Raw genomic sequence first — 24976 nt, 5'->3', positions numbered from 1 at the left:
TCTTCGTCGTTCCGGCCACGCCAGCATGGCGCACCGCCCGGATGGTGGCGCGGAGCTTCCGGCACCCGAACGCGGACGCGCAAGCGTCGCGAACGCGGCCCGGTGTGGAGTGGACGCTGACCTCCCGCGCGCCATGCTACATAGCGCGGCAACCCCCGGCCGGGTGGGATTCTCCCAAGGAGCTTTTCTCATGCGCTACCCCAGCATCATCGCGGCCCTGCTCTTCACCGCCACCACCGCGAGCGCCCAGGAATACGACGAGCACGTCCATGACGGCTTCTACCTGCGCCTGCAGGTGGGCGGCGGCCATCTCCGAGCCACGGCGGCCGACTTCTCACCCGAGGTCGCGGTGAAGGGCGCCAGCGGCAACATCAACGCCGAAATCGGCTTCGCGCTGTTCAACAACTTCATCCTCTACGGCAAGCTCTACGGCGCCGCCGCGCCCAACCCGAGCATCCAGGTGGGTGACCTCTCCGTCGACAACGCGAACGAGGACTGGAGCCAGAACCTTGGCGCGGTGGGCCTGGGCGTCACCTACTACTTCATGCCCGTCAACATCTACCTGTCCGGCGCCATCAGCTACACCCAGCTCTCCATCACCGAGCAGGGCGAGAAGATCGCCGAGACGGACCTGGGCGGCGGCCTGCACCTGGGCATCGGCAAGGAGTGGTGGGTCAGCAAGAACTGGGGCCTGGGCATTGGCGCCGAGCTGGCGCTGGGCCGCATCCGGGACGACAGCAGCAGTGACAACTGGAACGTCACCAGCCTGGCGATTGTCCTGAGCGCGACGTACAACTGACGCGCGCTTCCGTGGACGCCAGCCTCAGCCCTGCTGGTTGAGGCTGGCCGCGAGCGCGCGCACCGCCACGCGCGGGCTGAAGCGCACGCCCAGCGCCCCCACCCAGTTGAGCAGTCCGTGGATGGAGAGCACCCGGCCGCGCAGCATCATCGCGTAGGCATGGGCGGCCACGTCCTCCGCCTTGGCCACGCCCGGCCGCTGGAACAGCCGCGTCTGGCCATTGCCCGCGCGCTGGGTGAACTCCGTGTGCGTGGCGCCCGGGCAGTGGCACGTCACCGTCACGCCCGTGCCCTTCAGCTCGTGCGCCAGCGCCTCCGACAGGGACACCACGAAGGCCTTGGTCGCGAAGTACGTGGCCATGAAGGGCCCGGGCTGGAAGGCCGCGGTGGAGGCGACGTTGAGGATGCGCCCGCTGCCCCGCTCGCGCATGGGCCGCGCGAACAGGTGCGACAGCTTCAGGAGGGCGGTGCAGTTGACCTCCACCATCTCCGCCTCGCGCGCCAGGTCCTGCTCCAGGAAGGGGCCACACGAGCCGAAGCCCGCGTTGTTCACCAGGAACTCCACCGCCAGCCCCTTCGCGCGCACGGCCTCGAAGAGCTGCTCGGGAGACTCCGGTCGGCCCAGGTCCGCTGGGAAGACGTGTGCCTTCACGCCATGGGCCTGCTCCAGCTTCGCCGCCAGCGCCTCCAGCCGCGGCGCGCTGCGCGCGACCAGGATGACATCGTGTCCGTCCTTCGCGAACAGGTGTGCGAACTGCTCTCCCAAACCCGCCGAGGCTCCGGTGATGAGCGCCACTTTCCGCGACATAGGTGTCTCCTCCAGGTGCCGCCTTATAGCCGAGCGGTTCGAGCGTGGCTGCCCCGCGGACATCCCTCCGCCCTGGCAGGCGGGGCTGACGGGCGGCCTCGTGGCTTGCCGCGTCCTGGCGGGGTGGTGAGCTTCCCGCCCACCCAGGGGAGGGCGACACATGAGGCGAGGTATTCTCACGGGCTTCACCACCGGGCTGCTGGCGGCCACCGCGGCCTCCGCATGCCCCACCTGCCGCCCCGACGTGGTGGCCGCCATTTTCGATGAGCACTTCTGGGTCCGGCTGTTGCTCACCGTCCAGCCCTTCCTCATCCTCCTGCTCATCGTGGGCGTGCTGTACTTCGCCACGCGGGAAGTGCCGCCCCCCGTGCCGGTGAAGCAGCGCGCACGGAGACAGGGGCGGGAACGCTCCCGATGAGTGCCCGGAATCGCGGGCCGCTCGTGCTCGCGGGGCTGCTGCTGGGCGTGGGCCTGGGCGGCTTCGTCGATGGCATCCTCCTGCACCAGATTCTCCAGTGGCACCACATGCTCTCCACGCCGCTGCCGCCCGATGACGTGGTCAGCATCAAGGTGAACATGTTCTGGGATGGCCTCTTCCACGCGCTCACCTGGGTGGTGACGCTCGCGGGCGTGTGGGCCCTGTGGCGCGCGGGGCAGCGCTCCGACGTGCCGTGGTCCACCCGGACCTTCGCGGGCGCCATGCTGGCGGGCTGGGGCTTCTTCAACGTCGTTGAGGGCATCCTCGACCACCAGCTCTTCGATCTGCACCATGTGAAGCCCGGGCCGGACCAGCTCGCGTGGGATGTGGGCTTCCTCGTCTTCGGTGCGCTGCTCATCACCGCGGGCTGGGCGTTGGGACGCGCGGGCCGCGAGGACCGGGTCCCCCGAAGCGGACTGCGCGTGCCCCACCCCGCACACTGACAGCGGCGTCACCCCTTGGCGCCTCTGGCGGTCCTCGCGCGTTCGCGCAGTGCGGCATTGCGCGGACCTTCCGGGCGGGCGGCCACGATTCCATGACAGTGGACTGCGGGCGCGCGTGATGCTGGTGAGGCACGGAGGGGCGGCGTACATTGCGCGCCCTTCCACAGGGCTGGCGGGGTTCACCGCCGCCGGGTCCGTGGGCAGGCGCTACCGGAGGGCTCGGCCATGGAGAAGGTGCTCAACTACATCGGCGGTGAGCTGCTGCCCGCGCGCAGCGGCGGGTGGCTGGACAAGCCCGAGCCCGCCACCGCCAGGACGTACGCCCACGTCCCGGACTCCGACGCGTCCGACGTGCGCCACGCGGTGGAGGCCGCCGCGCGGGCCTTCCCCGCCTGGGCCGCCACCTCGGCCACCGAGCGCTCGCGCATGCTGCGCCGTCTCGCGGAGGGCCTCCGGAGCCGCCTGGACGCCTTCGCCCGCGCGGAGTCCATCGACACGGGCAAGCCGCTGTCGGTCGCCGCCACGGTGGACATCCCGCGCAGCATCCTCAACTTCGAGTTCTTCGCGGATGCCGTAACGCAGTTCTCCAGCGAGGCGCACCAGACGGACGACGTGGCCCTCAACTACACCCTGCGCGCGCCGCTGGGCGTGGTGGGCTGCATCTCCCCGTGGAACCTGCCGCTGTACCTGCTGACGTGGAAGATTGCCCCGGCGCTCGCCATGGGGAACTGCGTGGTGGCCAAGCCGTCCGAGGTGACGCCGATGACGGCGTACCTGCTGGCCCAGGTCTGCCGCGACGTGGGCCTGCCGCCGGGCGTGCTCAACCTGGTGCACGGCCTGGGCCCCAAGGTGGGCGCCGCGATGAGCGAGCACCCGGACATCAGCGCCATCTCCTTCACCGGCAGCACCCGCACCGGCGCGGAGATTGCCCGCGTGGCCGCGCCCGCCTTCAAGAAGCTGTCGCTGGAGATGGGCGGCAAGAATCCCAACGTCCTCTTCGCGGACTGCGACTTCGACGAGGCGCTGGCCACCACGCTGCGCTCGTCCTTCTCCAACCAGGGGCAAATCTGTCTCTGCGGCCCGCGCATCTTCGTGCAGCGGCCCCTCTACGAGCGCTTCAAGGAGGCGCTGGTGGAGCGCACGCGCGCGCTCAAGGTGGGTGACCCGCTGGAGGCGGGCACGGACCAGGGCGCGCTGGTGTCGCAGCAGCACTTCGACAAGGTGCTGGGCTACGTGAGCCTCGCGAAGCAGGAGGGCGGGCGCGTGCTCACCGGCGGGCAGCGCGCCACCGTGCCCGGCCGCTGCCGCGACGGCTGGTTCGTGGAGCCCACCCTCATTGAAGGCCTGGACGCGGGCTGCCGCACCAACCAGGAAGAAATCTTCGGCCCGGTAGCCAGCATCATGCCCTTCGACTCGGAGGACGAGGTGCTGGCGTGGGCCAACTCCACGAAGTACGGCCTGGCGGCCAGCGTGTGGACCCAGGACGTGAGGCGCGCGCACCGCTTCGCCTCGCGGCTGCACAGCGGCATCGTCTGGGTGAATACGTGGATGCTGCGCGACTTGCGCACGCCCTTTGGCGGCGTGAAGGACTCGGGCGTGGGACGCGAGGGCGGCTGGGACGCGCTGCGCTTCTTCACCGAGCCGAAGAACGTCTGCATCAAGCTGTGAGCCCCCCTAGCCCCCACGTGAGGAGCACGCCGTGAGCAGTGACAGCGCGCGAGTCGATTCGCAGAAGGCCCCCGAGCCGGTGGGCCTGTACCCCCACGCCCGGCGCGTGGGCAACCTCCTGTTCCTGTCCGGCGTGGGCCCGCGCGAGCGCGGCACGAAGAAGATTCCCGGCGTGGAGCTGGACGCGGAGGGCAACATCGTCTCGTACGACATCGAGGCGCAGTGCCACTCGGTGTTCCGCAACGTCCGCTACATCCTGGAGGACGCGGGCTCGTCCTGGGACAAGCTGGTGGACGTGACGGTGTACCTCACCGACATGAAGAAGGACTTCCCCACCTACAACCGGCTGTGGGCGGAGTACTTCAAGGACAACCCGCCGTGCCGCACCACGCTCGAAATCAACCGGCTGCCCACGCCGATTGCCATCGAGCTCAAGTGCATCGCCACCATCGGAGGTGAATGAATGGGCCGCCTGACTCCCATCAACTTCAAGAAGTGGATTGACGAGCACCGCCACCTGCTCAAGCCCCCCGTGGGCAACCAGCAGGTGTGGGAGGACCGCGACTTCATGGTCACCGTCGTCGGCGGGCCCAACGCGCGCACGGACTTCCACATCAACGAGGGCGAGGAGTTCTTCTACCAGCTCGAGGGCACGATGAACCTGCGGGTCATCGACGAGGGCCAGGTGCAGGACATCCCCATCCAGGAAGGGGAGATCTTCCTGCTGCCGCCCAACGTGCCGCACTCGCCGCAGCGCCCCGCGGGCACGGTGGGGCTGGTGCTGGAGCGCCGCCGCCAGCCGAAGGAGATGGACGGCTTCATGTGGCTGTGCCCGCGGTGCGGCGAGAAGCTCTATGAGGAGTTCGTCCACGTCACCAACCTGGTGACGCAGCTGCCGCCCATCTTCGAGCACTTCTACGGCAACCCCGACAACTGCACCTGCAAGAAGTGCGGGACGAAGGTGGTCAAGGGAGGCCCCGCCCGTTGAAGGTCGACATCCACACGCACCTCCTCCCCGCCCATCTGCCGCGCTTCGCCGAGCGCTACGGCTACGGCGGCTTCATCACCCTGGACCACCACGCGCCCTGCCGCGCGCGCATGCTCCGCGATGACGGCAAGTTCTTCCGCGAAATCGAAAGCAACTGCTGGGACCCGGTGAAGCGCATGGAGGAGTGCGACGCGGCCGGCGTCCACGTCCAGGTGCTGTCCACCATCCCCGTGATGTTCGGTTATTGGACGAAGCCGGAGCACGGCGCGGACCTGGCGCGCTTCCTCAACGACCACCTCGCGTCCGTGGTGCACGCGCACCCCAAGCGCTTCGTGGGCCTGGGCACGGTGCCGCTGCAGTCACCCGAGCTGGCCATCCGCGAGTTGGAGCGCTGCGTGAAGGAGCTGGGGCTCGCGGGCGTGCAGATTGGCTCGCACGTCAACGACTGGAACCTGTCCGACCCGGCGCTGTTCCCCTTCTTCGAGGCCGCAAGCGAGCTGGGCGCGTCCGTCTTCGTCCACCCGTGGGACATGATGGGCGAGGCGAAGATGCAGAAGTACTGGCTGCCGTGGCTGGTGGGCATGCCGGCCGAGGTGTCGCTGGCCATCTGCTCCCTCATCTTCGGCGGCGTGCTGGAGCGGCTGCCCAGGCTGCGCTTCGCCTTCGCGCACGGCGGCGGCGCGTTCCCCCACACGCTCGGCCGGATTCAGCACGGCTTCGAGGCGCGGCCGGACCTGGTGGCCGTGGACAACCCGGTGCCGCCCCGGGACTACCTGGGCCGCTTCTGGGTGGACTCGCTGGTCCATGACGCGGAGGCGCTGCGCTACATCGTCCGGCTCTTCGGGCAGGACAAGGTGGCGCTCGGCAGTGACTACCCCTTCCCCCTGGGCGAGGACCGCCCGGGCACGCTCATCGAGTCCCTGAGCGAGCTGGAGCCCGCCGCGCGTGAGCGGCTGCTCTGGCGCAACGCCTTCGACTGGCTGGGACGCGCCCCCGAGGACTTCGCACCATGACGACGCCGCACCCCTTCGAGGACTCCGAGGCCTTCGCGCGGAAGCTGGACGCCGAGGACACGCTGCGCGGCTACCGCGACGCGTTCCACTTCCCGCCCGGCCCGAACGGCGAGCCGGTGGTGTACCTGGCGGGCAACTCGCTGGGCCTCCAGCCACGCAACGCCGCGCGCTACATCCAGGAGGAGCTGGAGGATTGGGCGCGGCTGGGCGTGGAGGGCCACCACCAGGGCCGCCACCCGTGGCTGCACTACCACGAGCTCGTCACCGAGCAGGCGGCGCGGCTGGTGGGCGCGAAGCCTTTGGAAGTCGTGGTGATGAACACCCTGTCGGTGAACCTGCACCTGATGATGGTGTCGTTCTACCGGCCCACGAAGCAGCGCTTCAAAATCCTGGTGGAGGCCGGCGCCTTCCCGTCGGACCAGTACGCCGTCGCCTCGCAGGCGCGCTTCCACGGCTACGACGCGCGCGAGGCCGTGCTGGAGCTGAAGCCCCGCGCGGGTGAGGAGACGCTGCGCACCGAGGACATCCTCGCCACGCTGGAGGAGCACGGCCACGAGGTGGCGCTGGTGATGCTGGGCAGCGTGAACTACCTCACCGGGCAGGCGTTCGACCTGGCCGCGATAACGAAGGCCGCGCACGCCAAGGGCTGCTTCGTCGGCTTCGACCTGGCGCACGGCGCGGGCAACCTGAAGCTGTCGCTGCACGACGACGGGCCGGACTTCGCGGTGTGGTGCTCGTACAAGTACCTCAACGCCGGCCCGGGCGCGCTGGGCGGCGTGTTCGTCCACGAGCGGCACGCGAACACGAAGGACCTCCCCCGCTTCGAGGGCTGGTGGGGCCACGACAAGCAGACGCGCTTCCAGATGGGGCCCACCTTCAGCGCGCTTCCGGGCGCGGAGGGGTGGCAGCTCTCCAACCCGCCCATCTTCCAGCTCGCGGCGCTGCGCGCGTCCCTGGAGCTGTTCGACCAGGCCGGCATGGCGGCGCTGCGCGCCAAGAGCGAGCGGCTCACCGGCTTCATGGAGTTCCTGCTGGACAAGCTGCCCGAGGGCTTCGTGCGCATCACCACGCCCCGGGACGTGAAGCAGCGCGGCGCCCAGCTCTCGCTGCGCTTCCGGGGCGAGCCCCAGGGCCTGCTGAAGCGGCTGGGCGACGCGGGCGTCATCTGCGACTTCCGCAAGCCGGACATCATCCGCGCCGCGCCCGCGCCGCTCTACAACTCCTTCACGGACGTGTACCGCTTCGTGAAGACGCTGGAGGGCCACGCCCGTGAGTGAGGCGCCCCAGGACACCGTCACCGTGGTGGGCGCGGGGCTGGTGGGCGCGCTGCTGTCCATCTACCTGGCGCGCCGGGGCCACGCCGTGGAGCTGCTGGAGCGGCGCCCGGACATGCGGCGCGAGTTGGTCGACGCGGGGCGCTCCATCAACCTGGCCATCTCCACGCGCGGGCTGCATGCGCTGCGGCAGGTGGGCCTGGAAGACGAGGCGCTGAAGCACGCCATTCCCATGCGCGGGCGGATGATTCACCCGCCCCGGGGCGAATGCGTCTACCAGCCCTACGGCAAGGATGACTCGCAGCACATCAACTCGCTGTCGCGCGCGTGGCTCAACGCCTTCCTCATGACGGCGGCGGAGGCCACCGGCAAGGTGAACATCCGCTTCAAGCAGCGGGTGACCGCGGTGGACTTCGGCTCGGGCGCGCTCACGGTGCACGACGACGCGACCGGACAGGTGCGCCAGGAGCCCGGCCGCGTGGTGTTCGGCACGGACGGCTCCGCCTCCGCCATCCGTCAGGCGTTGGAGCAGCGGCCGGACTTCAAGGGGACGCAGGAGCAGCTCGGCCACGGGTACAAGGAGCTGACGATTCCGGCGGGCCCCGGCGGCGCGTTCCAGATGGAGAAGCACGCGCTCCACATCTGGCCTCGCGGCACGTTCATGTTGATCGCGCTGCCCAACGAGGACGGCAGCTTCACCTGCACGCTGTTCCTGCCCTGGCAGGGGCCGGTGAGCTTCGCGTCCCTGGACACGCCCGCGAAGCTGGAGGCGTTCTTCGACGCGCAGTTCCCGGACGCGAAGGCGCTCATCCCGGACCTGGTGGAGGCGTTCTTCTCGCGCCCCACCGGCAGCATGGTGACGGTGAAGGGCGCGCCCTGGCACGCGGGCGGACAGACGCTGCTGCTGGGCGACGCGGCGCACGCCATCGTCCCCTTCTTCGGCCAGGGGATGAACTGCGGCTTCGAGGACTGCGTCGTCCTGGACCGGCTGCTGGGCCAGGGCGCCGACTGGGAGCAGGTCTTCACGGACTTCGAGCGCCTGCGCAAGACGAACGCGGACGCCATCGCCGACATGGCGGTGGAGAACTTCGTCGAGATGCGCGACAGCGCCGGCGACCCGCGCTTCCAGTTGCGCAAGGCCGTGGAGAAGGTGCTGCTCAACGCCTTCCCGGACGCGTTCGTCAGCCGCTACTCCCTGGTGAGCTTCAGCCGCGTTCCGTACCGGCTGGCCTATCAGGTGGGCGCGCTGACGGACGGCATCGTCTCCGAGCTGAGCGAGAGGCTGACCCGGGCGGAGGACGTGGACCTGACGCGCGCGGCGGAGCTCATCCAGAGCCGGTTGACACCATTCATGAAGGAGCACGCGGATGGATTTCGGACTGAAGGGTAGGCGCGCGCTCGTGATGGGCGCGTCCGCGGGGCTGGGCTACGCCATCGCGGAGGCGCTGGTGAAGGAAGGCGCCACGGTGGCCATCTGCTCACGCGGTGGCGAGAAGCTGGAGCGGGCCGCGAAGACGCTGGGCGCCGCGCTCGCGGTGCCATGTGACTTGACGCAGCCCGGGGCGGCGAAGGCGCTGGTGGAGGCTGTCACCGCGAAGCTGGGCGGCGTGGACGTCCTCGTGGTGAACACGGGCGGGCCGCCGGCGGGCGGCTTCGAGTCACTGACGGCGGAGCAGTGGCAGCTCGGCTTCCAGAGCCTGTGGATGGCCGCGGTGGACGGCATCCAGGCGGTGCTCCCGGGGATGAAGGAGCGCCAGTGGGGCCGCATCGTCCTGGTGACGTCGCTGGCCGCGCGCGAGGCGATGAACAACCTGACCATCTCCAACGGCCTGCGCGCGGGCCTGCTCGGGCTGGTGAAGACGGTGAGCAACGAGGTGGCGCAGCACGGCGTCACGCTGAACGCGGTGCTGCCGGGCTACCACGCCACCGAGCGCATGCAGCAGCTCGGGCTGACGGACGAGAAGGTGGCGCCGCAGATTCCCGCGCGGCGGCTGGGCCGCCCGGAGGAGCTGGCCGCGCTCACGGCGTTCCTCTCCTCCGAGCAGGCGTCGTACATCACCGGCCAGTCCATCGCGGTGGACGGCGGCGCGCAGCGAGGCTTCTGAGCGCGTCAGCCGGGCGCGGACCTCGCCGGGCGCCACGCCGCGTCCGGCGAGGTTCAGTCCGCCGGAGCCCGGGTGAAGAGCCGGCCGCCCAGCTTGCGCTGGCGCAGCTCCCGCTCCCACGCCGCCACGCGCGCCGCCTGTGCCTCGGCGGCGCGGCGCTTGTCGGCCGCGTCCGCTTCGTCGAGCTGCTGGTCGAACGCCTTCGCGTCGGCCAGGCCTGACTCCGAGCCGTCTGGATTCACGATGACGTAGGTCCCGTCCTCGAGTTGCCGCATGCGCCCCGCGGCGATTTCGGCCTCCACGTCGATGGGGCGGGCATCTCCCATCGCGGCCGCCACCGCCAGCAGGCTCTCGTGCGGATCCAGCGGTGCCGGGGGCATGTCCACGCCATCACGACGGCTCGTGACGCTCCGGTCCTCGCGGGTGACGGGGTCCATCAGGAGGGTCACCACATCACTGAGGTGATGGTTGAAGTGGCGGATGGGGAGCGCGGCCCCCAGCAACCCCAACGGCAGGCCGACACACGCCACCGCCATGGTCGTCGCCACCATGCGGGCGCGCAGGTTCGCCATGACGTGGGTGCACACACAGAACACCAGGAAGAGGCCGCCCAGCACCGTGAGCTGCGGCATCATCCGGATGGGGTCGACGAAGCGCTCGAACTGAACCCACCCCACGAGGATGGGCACGGCCCACAGGGCGCCCGCCAGGACGAACGAGCGAGCCCTCATCCTGGGCAATGCCGCCGGCGCGCCCCCCGGGTCGCGGCGCCGCGCGACGAACGCGTGCAGCACCCCCGCGAGACAAATGAGGAACGCTCCGATGGCCACCAGACGCCCCGCGCTCCACAGCGGCTCGCCCGCCATCACATCATCAAGGAAGTGGGACACCCCCAGGGTCAGCAGCCCCCCTCCCGCGATGTAGAGCAATAGATAGACGACGCCCATGATGCCCCCTCAAAAGGACTTCTCTTCAAAACGAACCTACCCTGTCGAATCTTGACCTGTGAAGAACCAAGCGGGCGACTTCGCAGCCAAAGCCTCACATCAAGGCCTGCACCGCGGCCACGACCTGGGGCCATTCCCGCGAGCGCGGGTCGATGACCTCGAAGTGCCCCGCGCCCGGCAAGGTGACGCAGCGGACGTCGTCTCCCAGCTCACGGCCGCGCGCGCAGAAGTCCTCGCTCATCGACACGGGCACGGTGTCGTCCTCCGCGCCATGGACGAGCACCTGCGGCACCCCGAGCGGCTGGAGCGCCGCGGGCGAGGCCGTGCGGTAGCGCTCCGGCACCGAGGACGGCGTGCCACCCAGGAACGTCTCCACGATGCCGTCCCCCAGCCGGTGCGCGAACGCGCGCGGCAGGTCCACCACGCCCGCCAGCGGCACCACGCCGCGCAGGGACAACGGCGCCTCACCGTGAAGCGCATCACCGGGCCGCAGCCGGTGCCTGGCCCCCAGCCACGCCACCAGGTGCCCTCCCGCCGAGTGGCCGAGCGCCACGACGCGCGAGAGGTCCAGCGCATGCGCCCGCGCGAGCGTGCGCAGGAAGTCGGTGCCCCGCGCCACGTCCTCCAGCGTGCCGGGCCAGCCGCCGCCTTCGTGCCCCACGCGCCGGTACTCCAGGCTCCACGTCGCGAAGCCGCGCCGGGTCAGGTCCGCGCACAGGTGGCCAGCGTGCTCCAGCCCGTACTTCGCGCGCCAGAAACCTCCGTGAACCACGACCACCACCGGATGCGGGCCCGGGGCTTCGGGGACACGCAGGTCGCCGAATTGGTGGGACTCCGTTCCATACGGGATGCGCGCGTCCGCGGCGGGCGCGGGCGTCTCCAGGACCCACATCGAGCTCATGGAGGCATCCTACCCGGTTGCGTGGGCCCACCCGTGGAGGCATAGCCAGGGCGCCCCCCTACCCCGGAGTCGCCGATGTCGAAGCCGCCCATGAAGGTCACCACCGTCCGGTGCGCGTGCGGAAGCGTGGAGGTCGAAGCGCGTGGCGAGCCCCTCATGACCACCGCTTGTTACTGCGATGACTGCCAGGAAGGCGCCCGCCGCATCGAGGCGCTGCCGCAAGCGCGCCCCGTGCTGTCGCCCGACGGCGGGACGGAGTACGTGCTCTACCGGAAGGACCGCGTCCGCTGCGAGAAGGGAGCCGAGCTGCTGCGCCCCCACAAGCTCCAGGAGAAGTCTGTTTCGAACCGCGTCGTCGCCACCTGCTGCAACACGGCCATGTTCCTGGGCTTCGACCGCGGCCCCCACTGGGTGTCGGTGTACCGCGCCCGGCTCCAGCAGCCCGCCCCGCCCGTGGAGGCGCGCGTCCAGACGAAGTTCAAACCCGCGAGCGTCACCTTGCCAACCGACGTGCCGAGCTACCCAAGCTACCCGCTCGGGTTCATGTTGAAGCTCGTGGGCGCCCGGGTGGCCATGTGGCTCGGCCGTTGAGACGTGACGCATCGCGATAAAAACGCCCGCTCCAGTGCCCACCGGCCATCAGTCCGGGAGCGTCCATGGTAGGCTTGAGTGTCAGCAGGCGAGCTTGAAGGTTTCGGCGCAAAGGTTTTATACTTCAGGTCGGCATATTTAGACTTGATTTCCTGTCCCCAAGTGTAAATACCTGCGTCCACGGATTCCTTCCGCCGCACTGACGGCGAGGAACCCGGCTTGGGAGGTACGGACAATGGACGCGAAAGGGCTACGGACGTTCTTGGAAATTCCCTACGACGAGTTGGAAGAGCGCAACCTCAAGGTCAAGGAGCAGCGTCTCAAGCACATCGCGCCTGAGAAGCTCCGTGACGAGCGCATCGACTACCTGACGAAGGAACGCGCCATCAAGGCGGTCACCGTGTGCTTCACCGACCTCGAGGGTCGGCTGCACATGCTGGACTACGACAAGAAGTTCCTCATCAAGAGCGCCGACAACCTGACGTTCGATGGCTCCTCCATCCGGGGCTTCTCCGCGCAGCAGGAGAGCGACCTGCGGCTGAACATCGACTGGGGCGCCTTCTACTGGTTGCCCTCGGACATCTTCGGGCCGGGCAAGGTGCTGGTGTTCAGCGAGGTCCTGGAGCGTGACGGCTCGCCGTACCACGCCGACCTGCGCGGCAAGCTGAAGCAGCTCACCGAGTCGATGTACCAGAAGGACGGCACGGTGTTCCACGCGGCGCCCGAAATCGAGGGCTTCCTCTTCAAGGGCCGCGACGCCGAGCGCCACTACCACGAGACGGGCCGCTTCGACTTCATCTCCATCGGCGGCTACTACCACTCGCTGCCCGGCGACGTGCTGCGCACGTTCATCGACAAGGTGGCCGAGGCCCAGCGCGCCATGGGCTTCCAGAACGAGAAGGACCACCCGGAGGTGGCGCCCAGCCAGTTCGAGATCAACTTCTCGTACAGCGAGGCCCTCATCGCGGCCGACCAGATTCAGCTCTACAAGCTGCTCAGCCGCCAGGTGGCCGCGCAGCTGGACTGCACCGCCAGCTTCCTCCCGAAGCCGGTGACGGGCGTCAACGGCAACGGCATGCACGTGAACATGTCGCTGTCCAAGGGCGGGAAGAACCTCTTCTACGACAAGGACGGCCAGGACGGCCTCAGCCCCATGGGCTGGGAGTTCATCGACCGCATCCTCAACAACGCGAACGACATCTGCCTCACGCTCAACTCCAGCGTGAACGCGTACCGCCGCCTGGACCCGCACTACGAGGCGCCCAACCAGATCAAGGCCAGCGCCAACAACCGCGGCGCGATGGTGCGCATCCCCTTCGGCAACGAGCGCAGCGCGCGCGTCGAGTGCCGCTCGGTGGCGCCGGACGCCAACCCGTACCTGGTGCTCTACACCCTGCTGCGCACCGGCATGGAAGGCCCGCAGCCGCAGGAGGACGCGGAGACCAAGCGCAGCCGCACCCGCTTCCTCCCGGACAACATCTTCGACGCCATCCGCCTCTTCAAGGGCAGCCAGTTCGTGTCGTCCATCCTGGGTGAGAGCGTGCAGAGCAAGTTCGCCGAGCTCAAGACGTCCACGGCCGAGCGCAGCCCGAAGCAGCTGGGCAACCGCGTGAAGTACTCGGAGATCGTGTTCCACCACGAAATCACCAACCAGTACCTCTGGAGCCAGTTCTAGGCACGGAGAGGGGCCGCCGTCCTCCCGCGACATGGGGAGGCGGCGGCTTCGTGCGTTACAGCGGTTCGCCGCGCAGCGCCGCGGGCGGCTCGGAGGCCCGGGGCCGCGACAGCCGCAGCAGCACCAGTCCCGCGACGGTGGTGAGGCCCATGGTGACGCCTTCACGCGGGCTGGCGCCGAAGGCCACCAACGTCAGCCCCAGCCCCAGCGTGGGCACCGCCAGCAGGGCGTGCAGCGGACGCAGCCCCCGCTCACGTCGCCAGGCCAGCGCGGCCAGCGCGGCCGAGGTGACGCCGTACTGCATCAGCACCGCGATGCTGGAGAGGGCGAACAGCTCCGACAGGTCGCCCAGGTTGACGAACAGCAGGACCAGCGCCCAGGTGACGGCCAGCGCGCGCACCGGCACGCCGCCAGCGGACATCCCGTCCAGTCCCAGCAGCGTGTGCTCGCCCGCCGCCAGCGCGGACAGGTAGCGCGGCGTCGTCACCATCATCCCCAGGCAGATGCCCAGCGCGGACACGCTGGTGCCCGCCTTCACCCACCCTTCGAGCCCAGGCCCGCCCCACACGCCCGCCGCCGCGGCCAGCGGCGCGGCCTGGGTGGCCAGCTCCGGCAGCGCGGCCACGCACGCCCACACCAGGCCCACGTACAGCAGCACCGCCACCAGCAGCGAGCCCACCGTGGCCAGCGGCACGGTGCGCGACGACGAGCGCACCTGCCCTGCAATCACCGGGACGATTTCGAAGCCCTGGTAGGCGAACATCACCGTCAACCCCGCGCGCAGCCAGGACACGTCCATGGCCGGGCTCGCGGCCACCGCCTGGGCGGGAGGTGGCCCCGACAGCGCCAGGAACGCCACCAGCAGCGCGGCCAGCGGCAGCAGCTTGACGACGGTGAGCGCCGTCCAGGTCCCCGCCGACACGCGAATGCCGGACGCCACCACGCCCGCCAGCGCCGTGACGAGCGCGGAGGCGAGCACGCGCTGCCCCAGCGCCCCCTCCAGGCCCAGGGAGGGCGCCACCGCCTGGGAGAGGCCGGCCACCACCGCGGCCGTGCTCAGGAACGCGCTGACGTAGGCCACCCACCCCACCAGGAAGGACGCCCGCTCTCCAAAGGCCGCGCGCGCGAAGAGGACGGGCCCGCCGTCCGCGTCGAACCGCCGGCCCAGCACGGCGAAGGCCAGCGCCACCGGTATCAGCGCGAGCCCGGTGAGCGCGAAGGCGACAATGGCGCTGGCCCCCGGCGCCAGCGCGGCGACCTCCGCCGGAGCGAAGAAGATGCCGACGCCGACGATGCCATTGACGCCAAGCGCGAGGAGCTGGAGCGGCCCTACCGGACGCGACGCGGACGCGGCGGCGGGGGCAGTTGAAGGAACCGGCACGGAGGTACTTCACTACAGTTGAGCGCCGGGCACCAATGCACCGGGCGGGCCCCTTCGTCATGGTTGCGGATGCCGAGCGTTCCGGCCCGATATCCAGGCCGCTTGCGCGCTCCAGCGCAGGGCCCCCACCACCACGCCGTAGGAACGGCAAGTCTTGCCGGGGCTGGCAAGCCTTGCCGCACCGGAATGGCGCGGGCGCGGCAACATCTGCCTCACCTGCCATGGACTCCCTGGCACGGACGCGGTGCAAAGGCTGGCATCCGGGTTGCTCTGCCCCTCCTCGCCACGCTCCGCCGGCCCGCATGACGCGGCGCCGCGACGAGGGTGTGAAGCCAGGAAGAGCACCATGAAGAAGTCGCTTTCGTTCGTGTCGAAGTCCGTTGCCGCGCTCGCGATGCTCAGCGCCCTGCCCGCCCTCGCGGGGACCGCGACCTACTCGGGTTCGCTCTGTACGTCTGTCTCTGGCTTCGCGAACCCGACCATCTTCCGCAGTGGTCGCCTCCTCAACTCGACTTCGAACACCATCGAGGTCGTCTGCCCGATTCAGCGCAACGTCTCCATCCCCTCCTTCACGGAATCGCTGTCCGTCAGCGTCACCGCGCTGGACCCGCACCTGACGGAGAACGTCTGCTGCACCGCGACGGTGGCCGAGAAGGACGGCACCGCCCTCGCCTCGTCCGCGGCGTGCTCCAACTGGGGTGCGAACACCTCCAGCCACAACACCTTCTCCATCAGCCTGCCGTCGGTGTTCGCGAGCCTCAACGGCTACGTGAGCCTGCGCTGCGTGCTGCCGGGGCAGTACACCAGCGGCTCCAGCACGTACTCGTCCGTCCTCGCCAGCTTCGTCGTCACGGAGTAGCCACCATGCGACAGGTTCGTTGGGGAATCCTGGGTCTGGCCACGGCCGCGGTCGCCGCCGCCGGTGGGTGGAGCATGTGGGGGGCCACGCCCGAAGCCACACCGGCGCGCGAGGAAGCCGCCGAGGCCCGGCCCGGGTCCCCAGCGGACCTGACGTCGGAGGTGCGGGCGCTGCGCGCGGAGCTGGAGGCGCTGCGCCGGGGACAAGGGCACCTGATGCAACGCGTGGAGTCCGTGGGGCGCCCCGCGCCGCTGCCCGGGCCCGGGGAGGAGGCAGCGCCCGAACCCCAGGCGGCGGCGCCCACCGCGCAAACCCTGGCCACGCTGGAGGTTGCTCGCGAGGAGCGGCGGCAGGAGCTGGAAGCCGAGCTGCAGGCCGCCGCCCATACCGAGCCGCGTGACAGGGACTGGGCGGGACAGACGGAGACGCTCGTCACCCGTGCGTTCAGCGGCGCGGACTTCGCGGGCTCACGGCTGACGCGCGTGGACTGCCGCACCCGGATGTGTGTGCTGGAGGTGGAGCATGACGCGGCCGAGGCACGCGCGGAATTGCTGTCATCGCTGATGAGGGTGAATGGCCTCCAGGGGCAGGCGGTGATGCGGCCCGCGGACGACGGCGGCCGGCGGGCCTCGCGCATCTACCTGTCGCGCGCGGGTGAGGCGCTTCCCATGACGCTGCGACCATGAGCCGCCCAGGCGTGTGGAGCCCGGGCCGGCGCACGTCTGGACGCGCCCCCGGTTGCCCGGTCCAGTGTGGGCGTGACAGCATTCTCCGCTTCGACATGGCCACTCCACAGCCCAGTGCTCGCGACACGCGCCCTCTTGGGAGCGCGCCGGAATCATCAGGCGCCGGCGCCTCGTATCTCCTGGTGCTGGAGGGGGACTCGACGTCGCGGTTCTCCCTTCCCGCCGAAGGCGTGGTGCTGGTGGGCCGCGACGAGCAGGCGGACCTGTGCCTGCGCGATGACAGCGTGTCACGCCGCCATGCGCGTCTGGTGTTGACGGAGGAAGGCGCGCGCCTGGTGGACCTGGGCAGCCACAACGGCACCACCCTCAACGGCCGCCCCGTGGACACCGCGCAGCCCCTGCTGTCCGGTGACGTGGTGTCCTTTGGCGCGGTGGTCGCGGTGGTGCGCACGCGTGCCCGCGCCGCTCCCGCGCAGGCCCCGCTCCAGGCGGAGCGGCTGATGGCGCGGCTGCGCGAGGAGGCGGAGCGCGCCTTGCGGTATGGCCGGCCGCTCACCGCGCTGGTGCTCGCGCTGCCGGAGCAGGGCTGCGTGGGACACGAAGCGGCGGAGGCGCTCCTGGCGGCGGAGGCGGGCCCGGCGGAAGCCGCGGGCTGGCTGGACGGCTCGCACCTGCTGTGGATGATGCCCGAGGTCTCTGGAGAGCCGGGCGAGGATGGCCTGGGGGAACGCGTCGGCGCGCTGCTGGCCGCATGTCCCCAGGGGCGCCTGGGCATCGCGACCTGTCCTTCGGACGGCTGCGACGCGGAGTCCCTGGTGGCGGCGGCGCGTGCAGCGGCCCGGACCGCGGTGTCCGGCGCGTGGGCCCCCGCGGCGGAGGGCATCACCCGCCTGACGTTGGCGGACCGCACCGTGCTGGTCGCGGACCCCGCCATGGCGCAGCTCTACGCGCTGCTGCGCAGGCTGGCGGCCAGCGAGCTGCCCGTGCTGGTGTGCGGTGAGACGGGCGTGGGCAAGGAGAACGCCGCCTTCGCCGTGCACCACTGGTCTCCGCGCGCGGACAAGCCCTTCATCGCCATCAACTGCGCGGCCCTGCCGGAGGGGCTGGTGGAGAGCGAGCTCTTCGGCCACGAGCGCGGCGCCTTTACGGGCGCCAACGCCACCCGCGTGGGCCTGCTGGAGAGCGCCCAGGGCGGCACCGTCTTCCTGGACGAGGTGGGCGAGCTTCCCCCCTCCGCGCAGGCCAAGCTGCTGCGCGCGCTGGAGGTCCGCCGCATCACCCGCGTGGGCGACGTGCGGGAGCGCTCCATCGACTTGCGCGTGGTGGCCGCCACGCACCGGGACCTGGAGGCGGAGGTGGCCGCGGGGCGGTTCCGGGAGGACCTGTACTTCCGGCTCGGCGCGGCGACGGTGCTGCTGCCACCGCTGCGGGAGCGCCCGCGCGAGGTGCCGCTCCTGGCGCGCGACTTCCTGGCCCGGGCGTGCCAGTCGCTGGGCCGTGAGGAGCTGGAGCTGTCCGCGGGCACGCTGTACGCCCTGTCCCGGCACGCGTGGCCCGGCAACGTGCGCGAGCTGCGCAACCTGATGGACTACGCGGCGGCCGCCGTGCCGGAGAACGTGGTGGAGCCGCACCACCTCCCCTCGCGCATGCGGCCTCGTGGCACCGGCGCGCCCACGCAGCCCCTGGCGCAGGACCTGGCGCCGCTTCCCGCGGTGGCGGAGCGGGTGGCGCCCCAGAAGACGCGTGTTCCCCTGGCCCAGGAGATTCGAGACCTGGAGCGCCGCCGCATGCAGGAGGCGCTCGATGAGGCCGAGGGCGTCCAGACTCGCGCGGCGGCGATGATTGGCATGCCCATCCGGACCTTCTCGTTCAAGCTGAAGCAGCTTGGACTGCAACCCCGCGCCGCTCGCAAAGGGTCGCCCAACGGATGAAACCCTCCTCCGGGCGATTGAATCCCCCCGCGGAGTTCGAGGAGTACCGGCTGCTGCGCCCCCTGGGGCACGGCGCCATGGGCCAGGTGTTCCTGGCGCAGGACACGCTGCTGGACCGGCGGGTGGCGGTGAAGTTCATCGCCACGGCGCAGGGCCGGCTGCCGGACGCGGCGGCGCGCGCGCGCTTCTTCCAGGAGGCTCGCGCCATCGCCCGGCTCCAGCACCCCAACGTGGTGGCCATCCACCGCGTCGGCGAGGTGCGTGGCCAGCCCTACCTGGTGTCCGAGCTCATCCAGGGAACGCCGCTGGACCGGCTGCAGCGGCCGGTGGATGCACGGCTGGCGCTCACGTTGGGCCTTGGGCTCGCGCGAGGACTGGCCGCGGCGCACCGGCGCGGCATCCTCCACCGGGACATCAAGCCCGCCAACGCCATCCTGTCCGAGGACGGCGAGGTGAAGCTGCTCGACTTCGGACTCGCGGAGGCCGCGCTCGCGGAGGTGGAGCGCCCCGCCCTGGTGGCGGGCGCGGACGCTCCGTCTTCATCAAGGCCAGGCCCCACCGACACCCGGCCACTGCCTGGACCCCGGCCCGTGGACACCCAGCCGCTCCCCGTCATGCAGGGGCGAGATACCGGCCCGCGCGCCGACACCGGGGCAAGCGACTTCCCGAGGTCAGGCTCCGACGAGGCCCGCCAGGACTTCGTTCCAGGCACGCCGCTCTATCTCGCGCCCGAGCTGTGGCGCGGTGAGCCCGCCAGCCGGGCCAGCGACGTCTATTCGCTGGGCGTGCTCCTCTACGAGCTGTGCGCGGGCCGCGCGCCCCATGAGGGCGTACCGCTGGAGCAGCTCGGTGCCGCGATACAGGCGCGTCCCCCCGCGCCCCTCGCCGGGCACGCGCCGGGACTGTCACCAGCCTTCGCCGCCATCGTGGACCGCTGCCTCGACGCGGACCCTGCCCGCCGCTACGAGTCCGGTGATGCACTTCGAGAAGCACTCGAAGCGCTGAGCACGCCCACGCGCGCCAGTGCCCTCCCCGCCGGCAATCCCTACCTGGGACTGCGCGCCTTCGATGCCGCGCACCGGAGCGTCTTCTTCGGCCGCGAGCCCGAGCTGCGAGAGGTCCTGGACAGGCTGCGCGGCGACACCTTCGTCCTGCTGGCGGGCGACTCCGGCGTGGGCAAGTCCTCGCTGTGCCGGGCGGGCATCCTCCCCGCGGTCAGTCAGAGCGGCCTCGAGGAGGGCGACCCCGCGTGGGCGGTCCTCTCCGGGACCCCCGGGCGCCGTCCGCTGGAGACCTGGGTGGAGCTGCTGGCCCCCGCGGCCGGGGAGCGCGCGGAGGCCCTGCGCTCACGCCTCGCCACCGAGGAGCCTGGCGTCCTGGCCCGGGCCCTGCGTCGCCGTCCCACGAACGCCCCGCCCCTGCTCCTCTTCATCGACCAGCTCGAGGAGCTCGTCACCTTCTCGGAGCCCACGCAGGCGGCCCGGCTCGCCGAGGAGCTGGCCCTGGTGCTGCGCCGCGCGCCCCGCGTCCGCCTCCTCGCCACCGCGCGCAGCGACTGCCTCACGCGGCTGGTGGCCCTCCCAGGCCTGGGGGATGAAGTGCCGCGCGCGCTCCACCTGCTGCGCGCCCTCTCCGAGCACGGACTTCGCGAAGCCGTGGAGGGCCCCGTCCGCGTGCTGGGCATGCGCTTCGAAAGCCCCGCCATGGTGGACGCCCTGGTCGCCTCCGCGGCCCGCGCGGAGGGAGGCCTGCCCCTGCTCCAGTTCGCGCTGGAGGCGCTCTGGGAGGCACGGGACACCCAGCGCCAGCGCATCCCCGCCGCCGCGCTGGAGGCCCTGGGCGGCGTGGAAGGCGCGCTGGCCCGTCACGCGGACGCGGTGGTCGCCCGTCTCCGGCCCGAGCAGCGGCCTCGCGCCCGGGCGATGCTCCTGGAGCTGGTGACGCCCGAGGGCACGCGCCTTCGCCGCACCCAGGAGGAGCTGCTGCGCGGCCCCGACGACGACGCCGGACGCGCGGTGCTGGACGGACTGGTGCGCGGCCGGCTGCTCACCGCGGGCGAGGCGGAGGACGGAGACGGCGTGTACACGCTGGCCCACGAGAGCCTCGTCACCGGCTGGGACACCCTGCGCGGGTGGTTGGGACAGGACGAGCAGCGCCGGGCCGCGCGCATGCGCCTGGAGCGCGCCGCCGCGGAGTGGGAGCGGCTGGGCCACCCGCCCGAGCTGCTCTACGGCGAGCGGCAGCTCACCGAGAGCCGCGCCGCGGGCCTCTCCCACGTCGAGAAGCCGCGGGAGCGCGACTTCCTCTCCCGCGCACGCAGGGCCGCGCGCCGTCGCCGGGTGACGCGCTGGCTGGCCGTGGCCCTGGTGCCCCTGGTGCTGGGAGGCGTGGTGGGCGTCACCCGCGTGCAGGCCCGGGCGCAACTGGACGCCCGCATCAACCGCCACCTGGACGAGGCCCAGGCGCAGCAGGCCGCGCTGGACAAGCGCCGCGCCGAGCTGGACCAACTGAGCGCCGAGGCCTTCACCCTGTTCGACACGCCGGGCCCACGGAACCGTGACGCGGCCGAAGCCGTGTGGACCCGCGCCCAGCAGGCCCGACAGGCGGTGGAAGAGACCGCGCTGCGCGCCATGTCGGAGCTGGAGGCCGCCTGGGGGCTGGCGCCCGGAGACCCTCGGGTGAGCCCGCTCATGGCCAACGTGTTGGTGACGCGCGTGGAGCTCGCCGAACAGGAGCGACAACCCGAGCAGCGCGCGCAGTGGCTCGCGCGGCTCGGGGCCCATGACCCCCTGGGCGAGCTGCGCCGGGGGCTGACGGCACCCGCACAACTGACGCTCACCAGCGAGCCGGCGGGCGCTCGCGTGCGGCTGCTGGAGCCCACGCCAGAGGGAGCCCCCGTCCCGGGACGCGAATTGGGACAGACGCCCCTGCGTGAGGTGGCACTGCCCGCGGGCTCCCACCTGCTGGTGCTGGAAGCGCCGGGCCGGTTCCCGGTGCGTGTCCCCGTGCTGCTCGCATCCGGCGAGCGGCTGGCGCTGGAGGTCCCCCTTCCAGCCGCGGAGGCGGTCCCCGAGGGCTTCGTGCACATCCCCGCCGGACGCTTCCTCCAGGGCGCGTCAGAGAGTGAGTACCTGCGGCGGGCCTTCTTCTTCGCGCCGCCGCTGCATCGCGTGGAGACGGACGCGTACCTCATCGCGCGGCACGAGGTGACGTTCGCGCAGTACATCGCCTTCCTGGAGACGCTGCCACCCGAGGAGCGCGCCGCGCGGATGCCGGGCTCGCGCCGCCGCCTCACCGTGGTGGACCTGGCCCACGAGCCGGATGGCCGCTGGCGGCTCACCCTGCGCCCCGCGTCCGCCAGCTACAGCGTGAGGGACGGCGAGCGACTGCGCTACGGCAAGCGGGACCGCCGGCAGGAGCAGGACTGGCTGCGCTTCCCCGTGTCCGCCGTCTCCTTCGACGATGCCCTGGCCTACGTGGCGTGGCTGGACCGCACCGGCCAGGTGCCGGGCGCGCGCATGTGCACGGAGCGGGAGTGGGAACGGGCCGCGCGGGGCGCGGACGGACGCCGCTACCCCGCGGGCGACTGGCTGGCGCCGGACGACGCCAACCATGACGCCACCTATGGCCGGGAGCCCTGGGGCTTCGGCCCCGACGAGGTGGGCAGCCACCCGCGCTCGCGGAGCCCCTTCGGCGTGGACGACCTGGTGGGCAACGTGTGGGAGTGGACGCGCTCCGACGTGGACCCGGAGAAGCCGTCCGCCCAGGGCGGCAGCTGGTACCAGAGCGACCTGACCGCCCACACCGCCAACCGGGAGCGGGTGGAGCGGACGCAGCGGGAGGCCCTCATCGGCTTTCGCGTCTGCGCCACGCCGCGTCCCTGAACGGGCGTCCCCTGCCGGCAATCCCTGCCAGCCCCCTGGCAATCCTTGCCGTCCATTCCTGCTCGCGACACATGCCAGGACAGGGCTGCCTGCAAGTCCTGCCAGGGTCACCGGGCGTCCGGTCGCGCCCTGGCGGGATGGCATGGCGAATGCTCTGACGGCGGCCACCCCACAACGACCGAGGTGCCTCACATGAAGTCCCGCCTCCGCATGCTCCGCCCCTGCTTCGCGCTCTGCCTGCTCCTTGCCTGCGCGCCACCCCTGGACGAGACGGACGCGGCCCTGGCCCAGCAGTCCTTCGCGGCGGACGCGGAGGACCCCGACTCCCACTCCCAGGGCACCCAGCTCCACGGCACCCCCGTGCGCTCGGTGATGTACGACGGGGCGCTCGTGCGGCACGCCGGCACGTTCCGGGACGCCGACGTTCAGCTCGCGCGCGGTGAAATCGTGGCCGCCATGCCCCTGGCGGTGAATGGCTTCACGCCGAGCCTGATGGCCTGCGGCGGAGGCGCCGCCGCGAACGAGACGCGAAGCTGCGGCTTCGTCGTGGACGGGCAAGGCGTCTGTTCACCGAGAAGCGTCGTCACGCTCATGGGCGGCGACAGCGGCTCCCCTCGAAACCGCTGTACGGGTGCGCCCGTGGTCCGCGTCTGCTCGGGCGAGTCCCCGTGCGAGCACCAGGGGCCGGGCTACCTCGCCTCCGCCAACAGCAGCTTCTCCCTCAACAACTGCCCCACCGTCGAGTTCACCTGTCCCGCCAGCGGCGTCTACACCGCGCTCGCCGGGCCGCGCACGCCCAACACCGCCTGGCTGATGCAGCTGACGAGCCGGTCGAGCACCTACCCCACGACGCGCAAAATCTTCCAAGGCGAGGCGCTGATTGGCGCGCGGCTCCGTCAGCCGTCCACGGGCCCCTTCCTGGAGATTCAAGACGTCATCAATGGGAACGCGCTCCCGAACACCGAAGGCTCCGGCATGTGGGAGCCGAGCGGGCACACCTTCCTCTACCGGGTACGCTACACGCCCAGCGGTGGCACGTCCCCCGTGTCCCTGTGCTCCACGGGGGCGAACTGGGCCGTGCCCGTGAAGGGCGTCTTCAACCTGACGGGAGCGCGGAGCGAGAGCCCCCGGACCTTCACGCTGGGCTGCGACGCGGGTGTCATCGCCAAGTGCTACCGCTGGGGCTACCAGCCGTGGCGGGACGGCGCGACGCCCGGCCCCGTCACCGAGGCTCACTGGTCCTGCACCCGCATGGCGCGCGCCGACTACTGCGGCCAGGGAACGTCCTTCACCCAGGACGGCACCCGCATCCGCCCCTGGGACGACCTGACGCCGGCCATCATCTCCGCGCCGTCGCCGGGCTCCGGCTCGGATGACCTGACCTTCGAGGCGGGCTGGAACACCGCGGGCCCCGCGTGCCTCAGCCACCTGCGCTGGAAGCACCTGACCGCGTCCTGCGTCCCGCTCAATCCCCCCATCTACGATGCGAACGGCGACATCGTGAACGACTGCAGGGACCCGAACACGCCCTACAGCACGGGCAAGTGCGCGGAGATTTGCGACAACGCAGACGAGGCCGCCCACTACTACGGCAGCCGCGTCTTCAACAGCTCCGCCCTCAACACGCCCTGACTCACGCGCTCGCGATGCGCTCCCAGTCCTCCTCGCCCTGGAAGACGTGCACCGCCAACCGCTCGCACACGGCCTGGTGCGAGCGCGCGGCGGCGCCGCCCACCCAGACGGGCAGCCCGCTGGGCAGCGCCTGCGTCAAACGCGTCAGGGTGTCCTCGAAGGCCTCCGCGCTCCGGCTGACCACCGTGGACAGCCCCACGAAGTCGGGCCGCAGCGCCACCACCGCGCGGCCCAGGTCCTCCACGGGAACGCGCTGCCCCAGCAGCGTCACCCGCACGCCCAGGTGCCGCAGCCGCAGCGCCGCGCCCAGCAGGCCCATCTCGTGCTCCTCTTCCGGGAAGCACGCCAGGACACCGTGCCGGTGCCACCCCTGGGGCGCCGCGTGCAGCAGGCCCACCAGCCGCGCCCGCACCATCTGCGACACCAGGTGCTCCTGCGCCACGGTCAGCGAGCCCGCCTCCCATTGCGCGCCCACGACGCTCAGCAGCGGCGCCAGCACGTCGTCAAAGGCCTTGAGCGGGGGCAGCGCGGCCAGCACCTCGTCCAGCACGTCCGACACGCGCGGCTGGTCATACGCCTGGGCGGCGGCGAGCACGGACTCCCGCCACGTCTCCGCATGTGTCCGCGGCTCCTCGCTGGCGCCGCGCACCGCCGCTTCCGCGTCCAGGCCCTCCATCAACTGGGGCAGCAGCTTCGCCGCCTCGCTGATGGCCACGCCTTCGTCGGTGAGCCGCTTGAGCTGCTTGAGCACCGCCACGTCCCGGTCCGTATAGGCGCGGTAGCCCGCGGGGGTGCGGCGCGGCGTGAGCACGCCGTAGCGGCGCTCCCAGGCCCGGATGAGCTCCACCCGGACTCCTGCCAGCTCCGCGGCGATGTGGATTCGGTAGGTGCGCTCAGCCATGTCGCTACGGCAA

The 24976-nt window shown here is 71.2% G+C and carries 22 protein-coding genes; 17 read left to right on the top strand and 5 right to left on the bottom strand.

All coding sequences use genetic code 11. From position 1 onward, the window contains the following. Positions 1 to 190 precede the first annotated feature (190 nt). Positions 191 to 799 (top strand): outer membrane beta-barrel protein, encoded by a 609-nt coding sequence (locus tag G4D87_RS01850; protein ID WP_205507379.1) that lies wholly within the window; start codon positions 191 to 193, stop codon positions 797 to 799. Positions 800 to 823: 24 nt separating this feature from the next. Here G4D87_RS01850 and G4D87_RS01845 read toward each other — a convergent pair whose 3' ends face one another. After that, entirely contained in the window at positions 824 to 1606 is a 783-nt protein-coding gene (locus tag G4D87_RS01845; RefSeq protein WP_163777792.1) for an SDR family NAD(P)-dependent oxidoreductase, read from the bottom strand. 160 nt (positions 1607 to 1766) lie between these two features. Here G4D87_RS01845 and G4D87_RS01840 point away from each other — a divergent pair, with 160 nt between their 5' ends. From G4D87_RS01840 to G4D87_RS01800, 9 genes are all read left to right on the top strand, one after another. Next, on the top strand, positions 1767 to 2024 hold the full coding sequence (locus G4D87_RS01840; protein ID WP_163777789.1) for a hypothetical protein: 258 nt from the start codon (positions 1767 to 1769) through the stop codon (positions 2022 to 2024). Continuing rightward, complete coding sequence (locus tag G4D87_RS01835) at positions 2021 to 2527, top strand: DUF2243 domain-containing protein (protein ID WP_163777786.1); 507 nt, start codon at positions 2021 to 2023, stop codon at positions 2525 to 2527. The genes G4D87_RS01840 and G4D87_RS01835 overlap by 4 nt, the downstream gene beginning before the upstream one ends. 225 nt (positions 2528 to 2752) lie before the next feature. Continuing rightward, positions 2753 to 4195 carry an aldehyde dehydrogenase gene (locus tag G4D87_RS01830; protein ID WP_163777783.1) on the top strand — a complete coding sequence of 481 codons (1443 nt, stop codon included), beginning with the start codon at positions 2753 to 2755 and terminating at the stop codon, positions 4193 to 4195. A 31-nt stretch (positions 4196 to 4226) separates the two neighbouring features. Next, positions 4227 to 4658, top strand: coding sequence for a RidA family protein (locus G4D87_RS01825; RefSeq protein ID WP_163777778.1), 432 nt, complete (start codon positions 4227 to 4229; stop codon positions 4656 to 4658). After that, on the top strand, positions 4659 to 5183 hold the full coding sequence (nbaC, locus tag G4D87_RS01820; RefSeq protein ID WP_163777775.1) for a 3-hydroxyanthranilate 3,4-dioxygenase: 525 nt from the start codon (positions 4659 to 4661) through the stop codon (positions 5181 to 5183). Then, the gene (locus tag G4D87_RS01815) at positions 5180 to 6196 is read left to right on the top strand and encodes an amidohydrolase family protein (protein WP_163777772.1); all 1017 of its coding nucleotides are present in this window, start codon (positions 5180 to 5182) and stop codon (positions 6194 to 6196) included. Before nbaC ends, G4D87_RS01815 begins: the two co-directional genes overlap by 4 nt. Beyond that, the gene (gene kynU, locus G4D87_RS01810) at positions 6193 to 7473 is read left to right on the top strand and encodes a kynureninase (protein ID WP_163777770.1); all 1281 of its coding nucleotides are present in this window, start codon (positions 6193 to 6195) and stop codon (positions 7471 to 7473) included. The genes G4D87_RS01815 and kynU overlap by 4 nt, the downstream gene beginning before the upstream one ends. Next, positions 7466 to 8860 (top strand): FAD-dependent oxidoreductase, encoded by a 1395-nt coding sequence (locus G4D87_RS01805; RefSeq protein WP_163777767.1) that lies wholly within the window; start codon positions 7466 to 7468, stop codon positions 8858 to 8860. The genes kynU and G4D87_RS01805 overlap by 8 nt, the downstream gene beginning before the upstream one ends. Next, positions 8838 to 9575: an SDR family oxidoreductase gene (locus G4D87_RS01800; protein ID WP_163777764.1), complete on the top strand. Its 738-nt coding sequence runs from the start codon at positions 8838 to 8840 to the stop codon at positions 9573 to 9575. Before G4D87_RS01805 ends, G4D87_RS01800 begins: the two co-directional genes overlap by 23 nt. Before the next feature lie 53 nt (positions 9576 to 9628). On the opposite strand, the gene G4D87_RS01795 is transcribed toward G4D87_RS01800, so the two are convergent. Both G4D87_RS01795 and G4D87_RS01790 read right to left on the bottom strand, forming a co-directional pair. Beyond that, entirely contained in the window at positions 9629 to 10522 is an 894-nt protein-coding gene (locus G4D87_RS01795) for a hypothetical protein (protein WP_163777762.1), read from the bottom strand. Between the two features lie 94 nt (positions 10523 to 10616). After that, complete coding sequence (locus G4D87_RS01790; RefSeq protein ID WP_163777759.1) at positions 10617 to 11423, bottom strand: alpha/beta hydrolase family protein; 807 nt, start codon at positions 11421 to 11423, stop codon at positions 10617 to 10619. Between the two features lie 75 nt (positions 11424 to 11498). Between G4D87_RS01790 and G4D87_RS01785 the strand changes: the two genes are divergently transcribed. After that, positions 11499 to 12014 (top strand): GFA family protein, encoded by a 516-nt coding sequence (locus G4D87_RS01785; RefSeq protein ID WP_205507377.1) that lies wholly within the window; start codon positions 11499 to 11501, stop codon positions 12012 to 12014. A 235-nt stretch (positions 12015 to 12249) separates the two neighbouring features. Further along, a complete protein-coding gene (locus tag G4D87_RS01780) occupies positions 12250 to 13689 on the top strand; it encodes a glutamine synthetase family protein (protein ID WP_163777756.1) in 1440 nt (479 codons plus the stop codon). 55 nt (positions 13690 to 13744) lie between these two features. Here G4D87_RS01780 and G4D87_RS01775 read toward each other — a convergent pair whose 3' ends face one another. Next, complete coding sequence (locus G4D87_RS01775) at positions 13745 to 15070, bottom strand: APC family permease (RefSeq protein ID WP_163777753.1); 1326 nt, start codon at positions 15068 to 15070, stop codon at positions 13745 to 13747. Positions 15071 to 15416: 346 nt separating this feature from the next. On the opposite strand from G4D87_RS01775, the gene G4D87_RS01770 reads away from it, so the two are divergent. The 5 genes from G4D87_RS01770 (at position 15417) to G4D87_RS01750 (ending at position 24062) form a co-directional block, all read left to right on the top strand. Beyond that, positions 15417 to 15929 (top strand): hypothetical protein, encoded by a 513-nt coding sequence (locus G4D87_RS01770; RefSeq protein ID WP_163777750.1) that lies wholly within the window; start codon positions 15417 to 15419, stop codon positions 15927 to 15929. A 5-nt stretch (positions 15930 to 15934) separates the two neighbouring features. Beyond that, a complete protein-coding gene (locus tag G4D87_RS01765; protein ID WP_163777747.1) occupies positions 15935 to 16615 on the top strand; it encodes a hypothetical protein in 681 nt (226 codons plus the stop codon). A 182-nt stretch (positions 16616 to 16797) separates the two neighbouring features. Further along, complete coding sequence (locus G4D87_RS01760) at positions 16798 to 18546, top strand: sigma 54-interacting transcriptional regulator (protein ID WP_163777818.1); 1749 nt, start codon at positions 16798 to 16800, stop codon at positions 18544 to 18546. Beyond that, positions 18543 to 22430, top strand: a complete 3888-nt coding sequence (locus tag G4D87_RS01755; protein ID WP_163777744.1) for an nSTAND1 domain-containing NTPase — start codon at positions 18543 to 18545, stop codon at positions 22428 to 22430. The genes G4D87_RS01760 and G4D87_RS01755 overlap by 4 nt, the downstream gene beginning before the upstream one ends. A gap of 192 nt (positions 22431 to 22622) precedes the next feature. Then, positions 22623 to 24062 carry an ADYC domain-containing protein gene (locus G4D87_RS01750; protein WP_163777741.1) on the top strand — a complete coding sequence of 480 codons (1440 nt, stop codon included), beginning with the start codon at positions 22623 to 22625 and terminating at the stop codon, positions 24060 to 24062. 1 nt (position 24063) lies between these two features. Here G4D87_RS01750 and G4D87_RS01745 read toward each other — a convergent pair whose 3' ends face one another. Then, entirely contained in the window at positions 24064 to 24963 is a 900-nt protein-coding gene (locus G4D87_RS01745) for a MerR family transcriptional regulator (RefSeq protein ID WP_163777738.1), read from the bottom strand. Between the last annotated feature and the right edge of the window lie 13 nt (positions 24964 to 24976).

It is taken from the genome of Myxococcus vastator, assembly GCF_010894475.1.
GTDB classification, from domain to species: Bacteria; Myxococcota; Myxococcia; order Myxococcales; family Myxococcaceae; genus Myxococcus; species Myxococcus vastator.
Note: the sequence above shows the minus strand (reverse complement) of the source record. Positions and strands in the feature narration are given on the sequence as shown.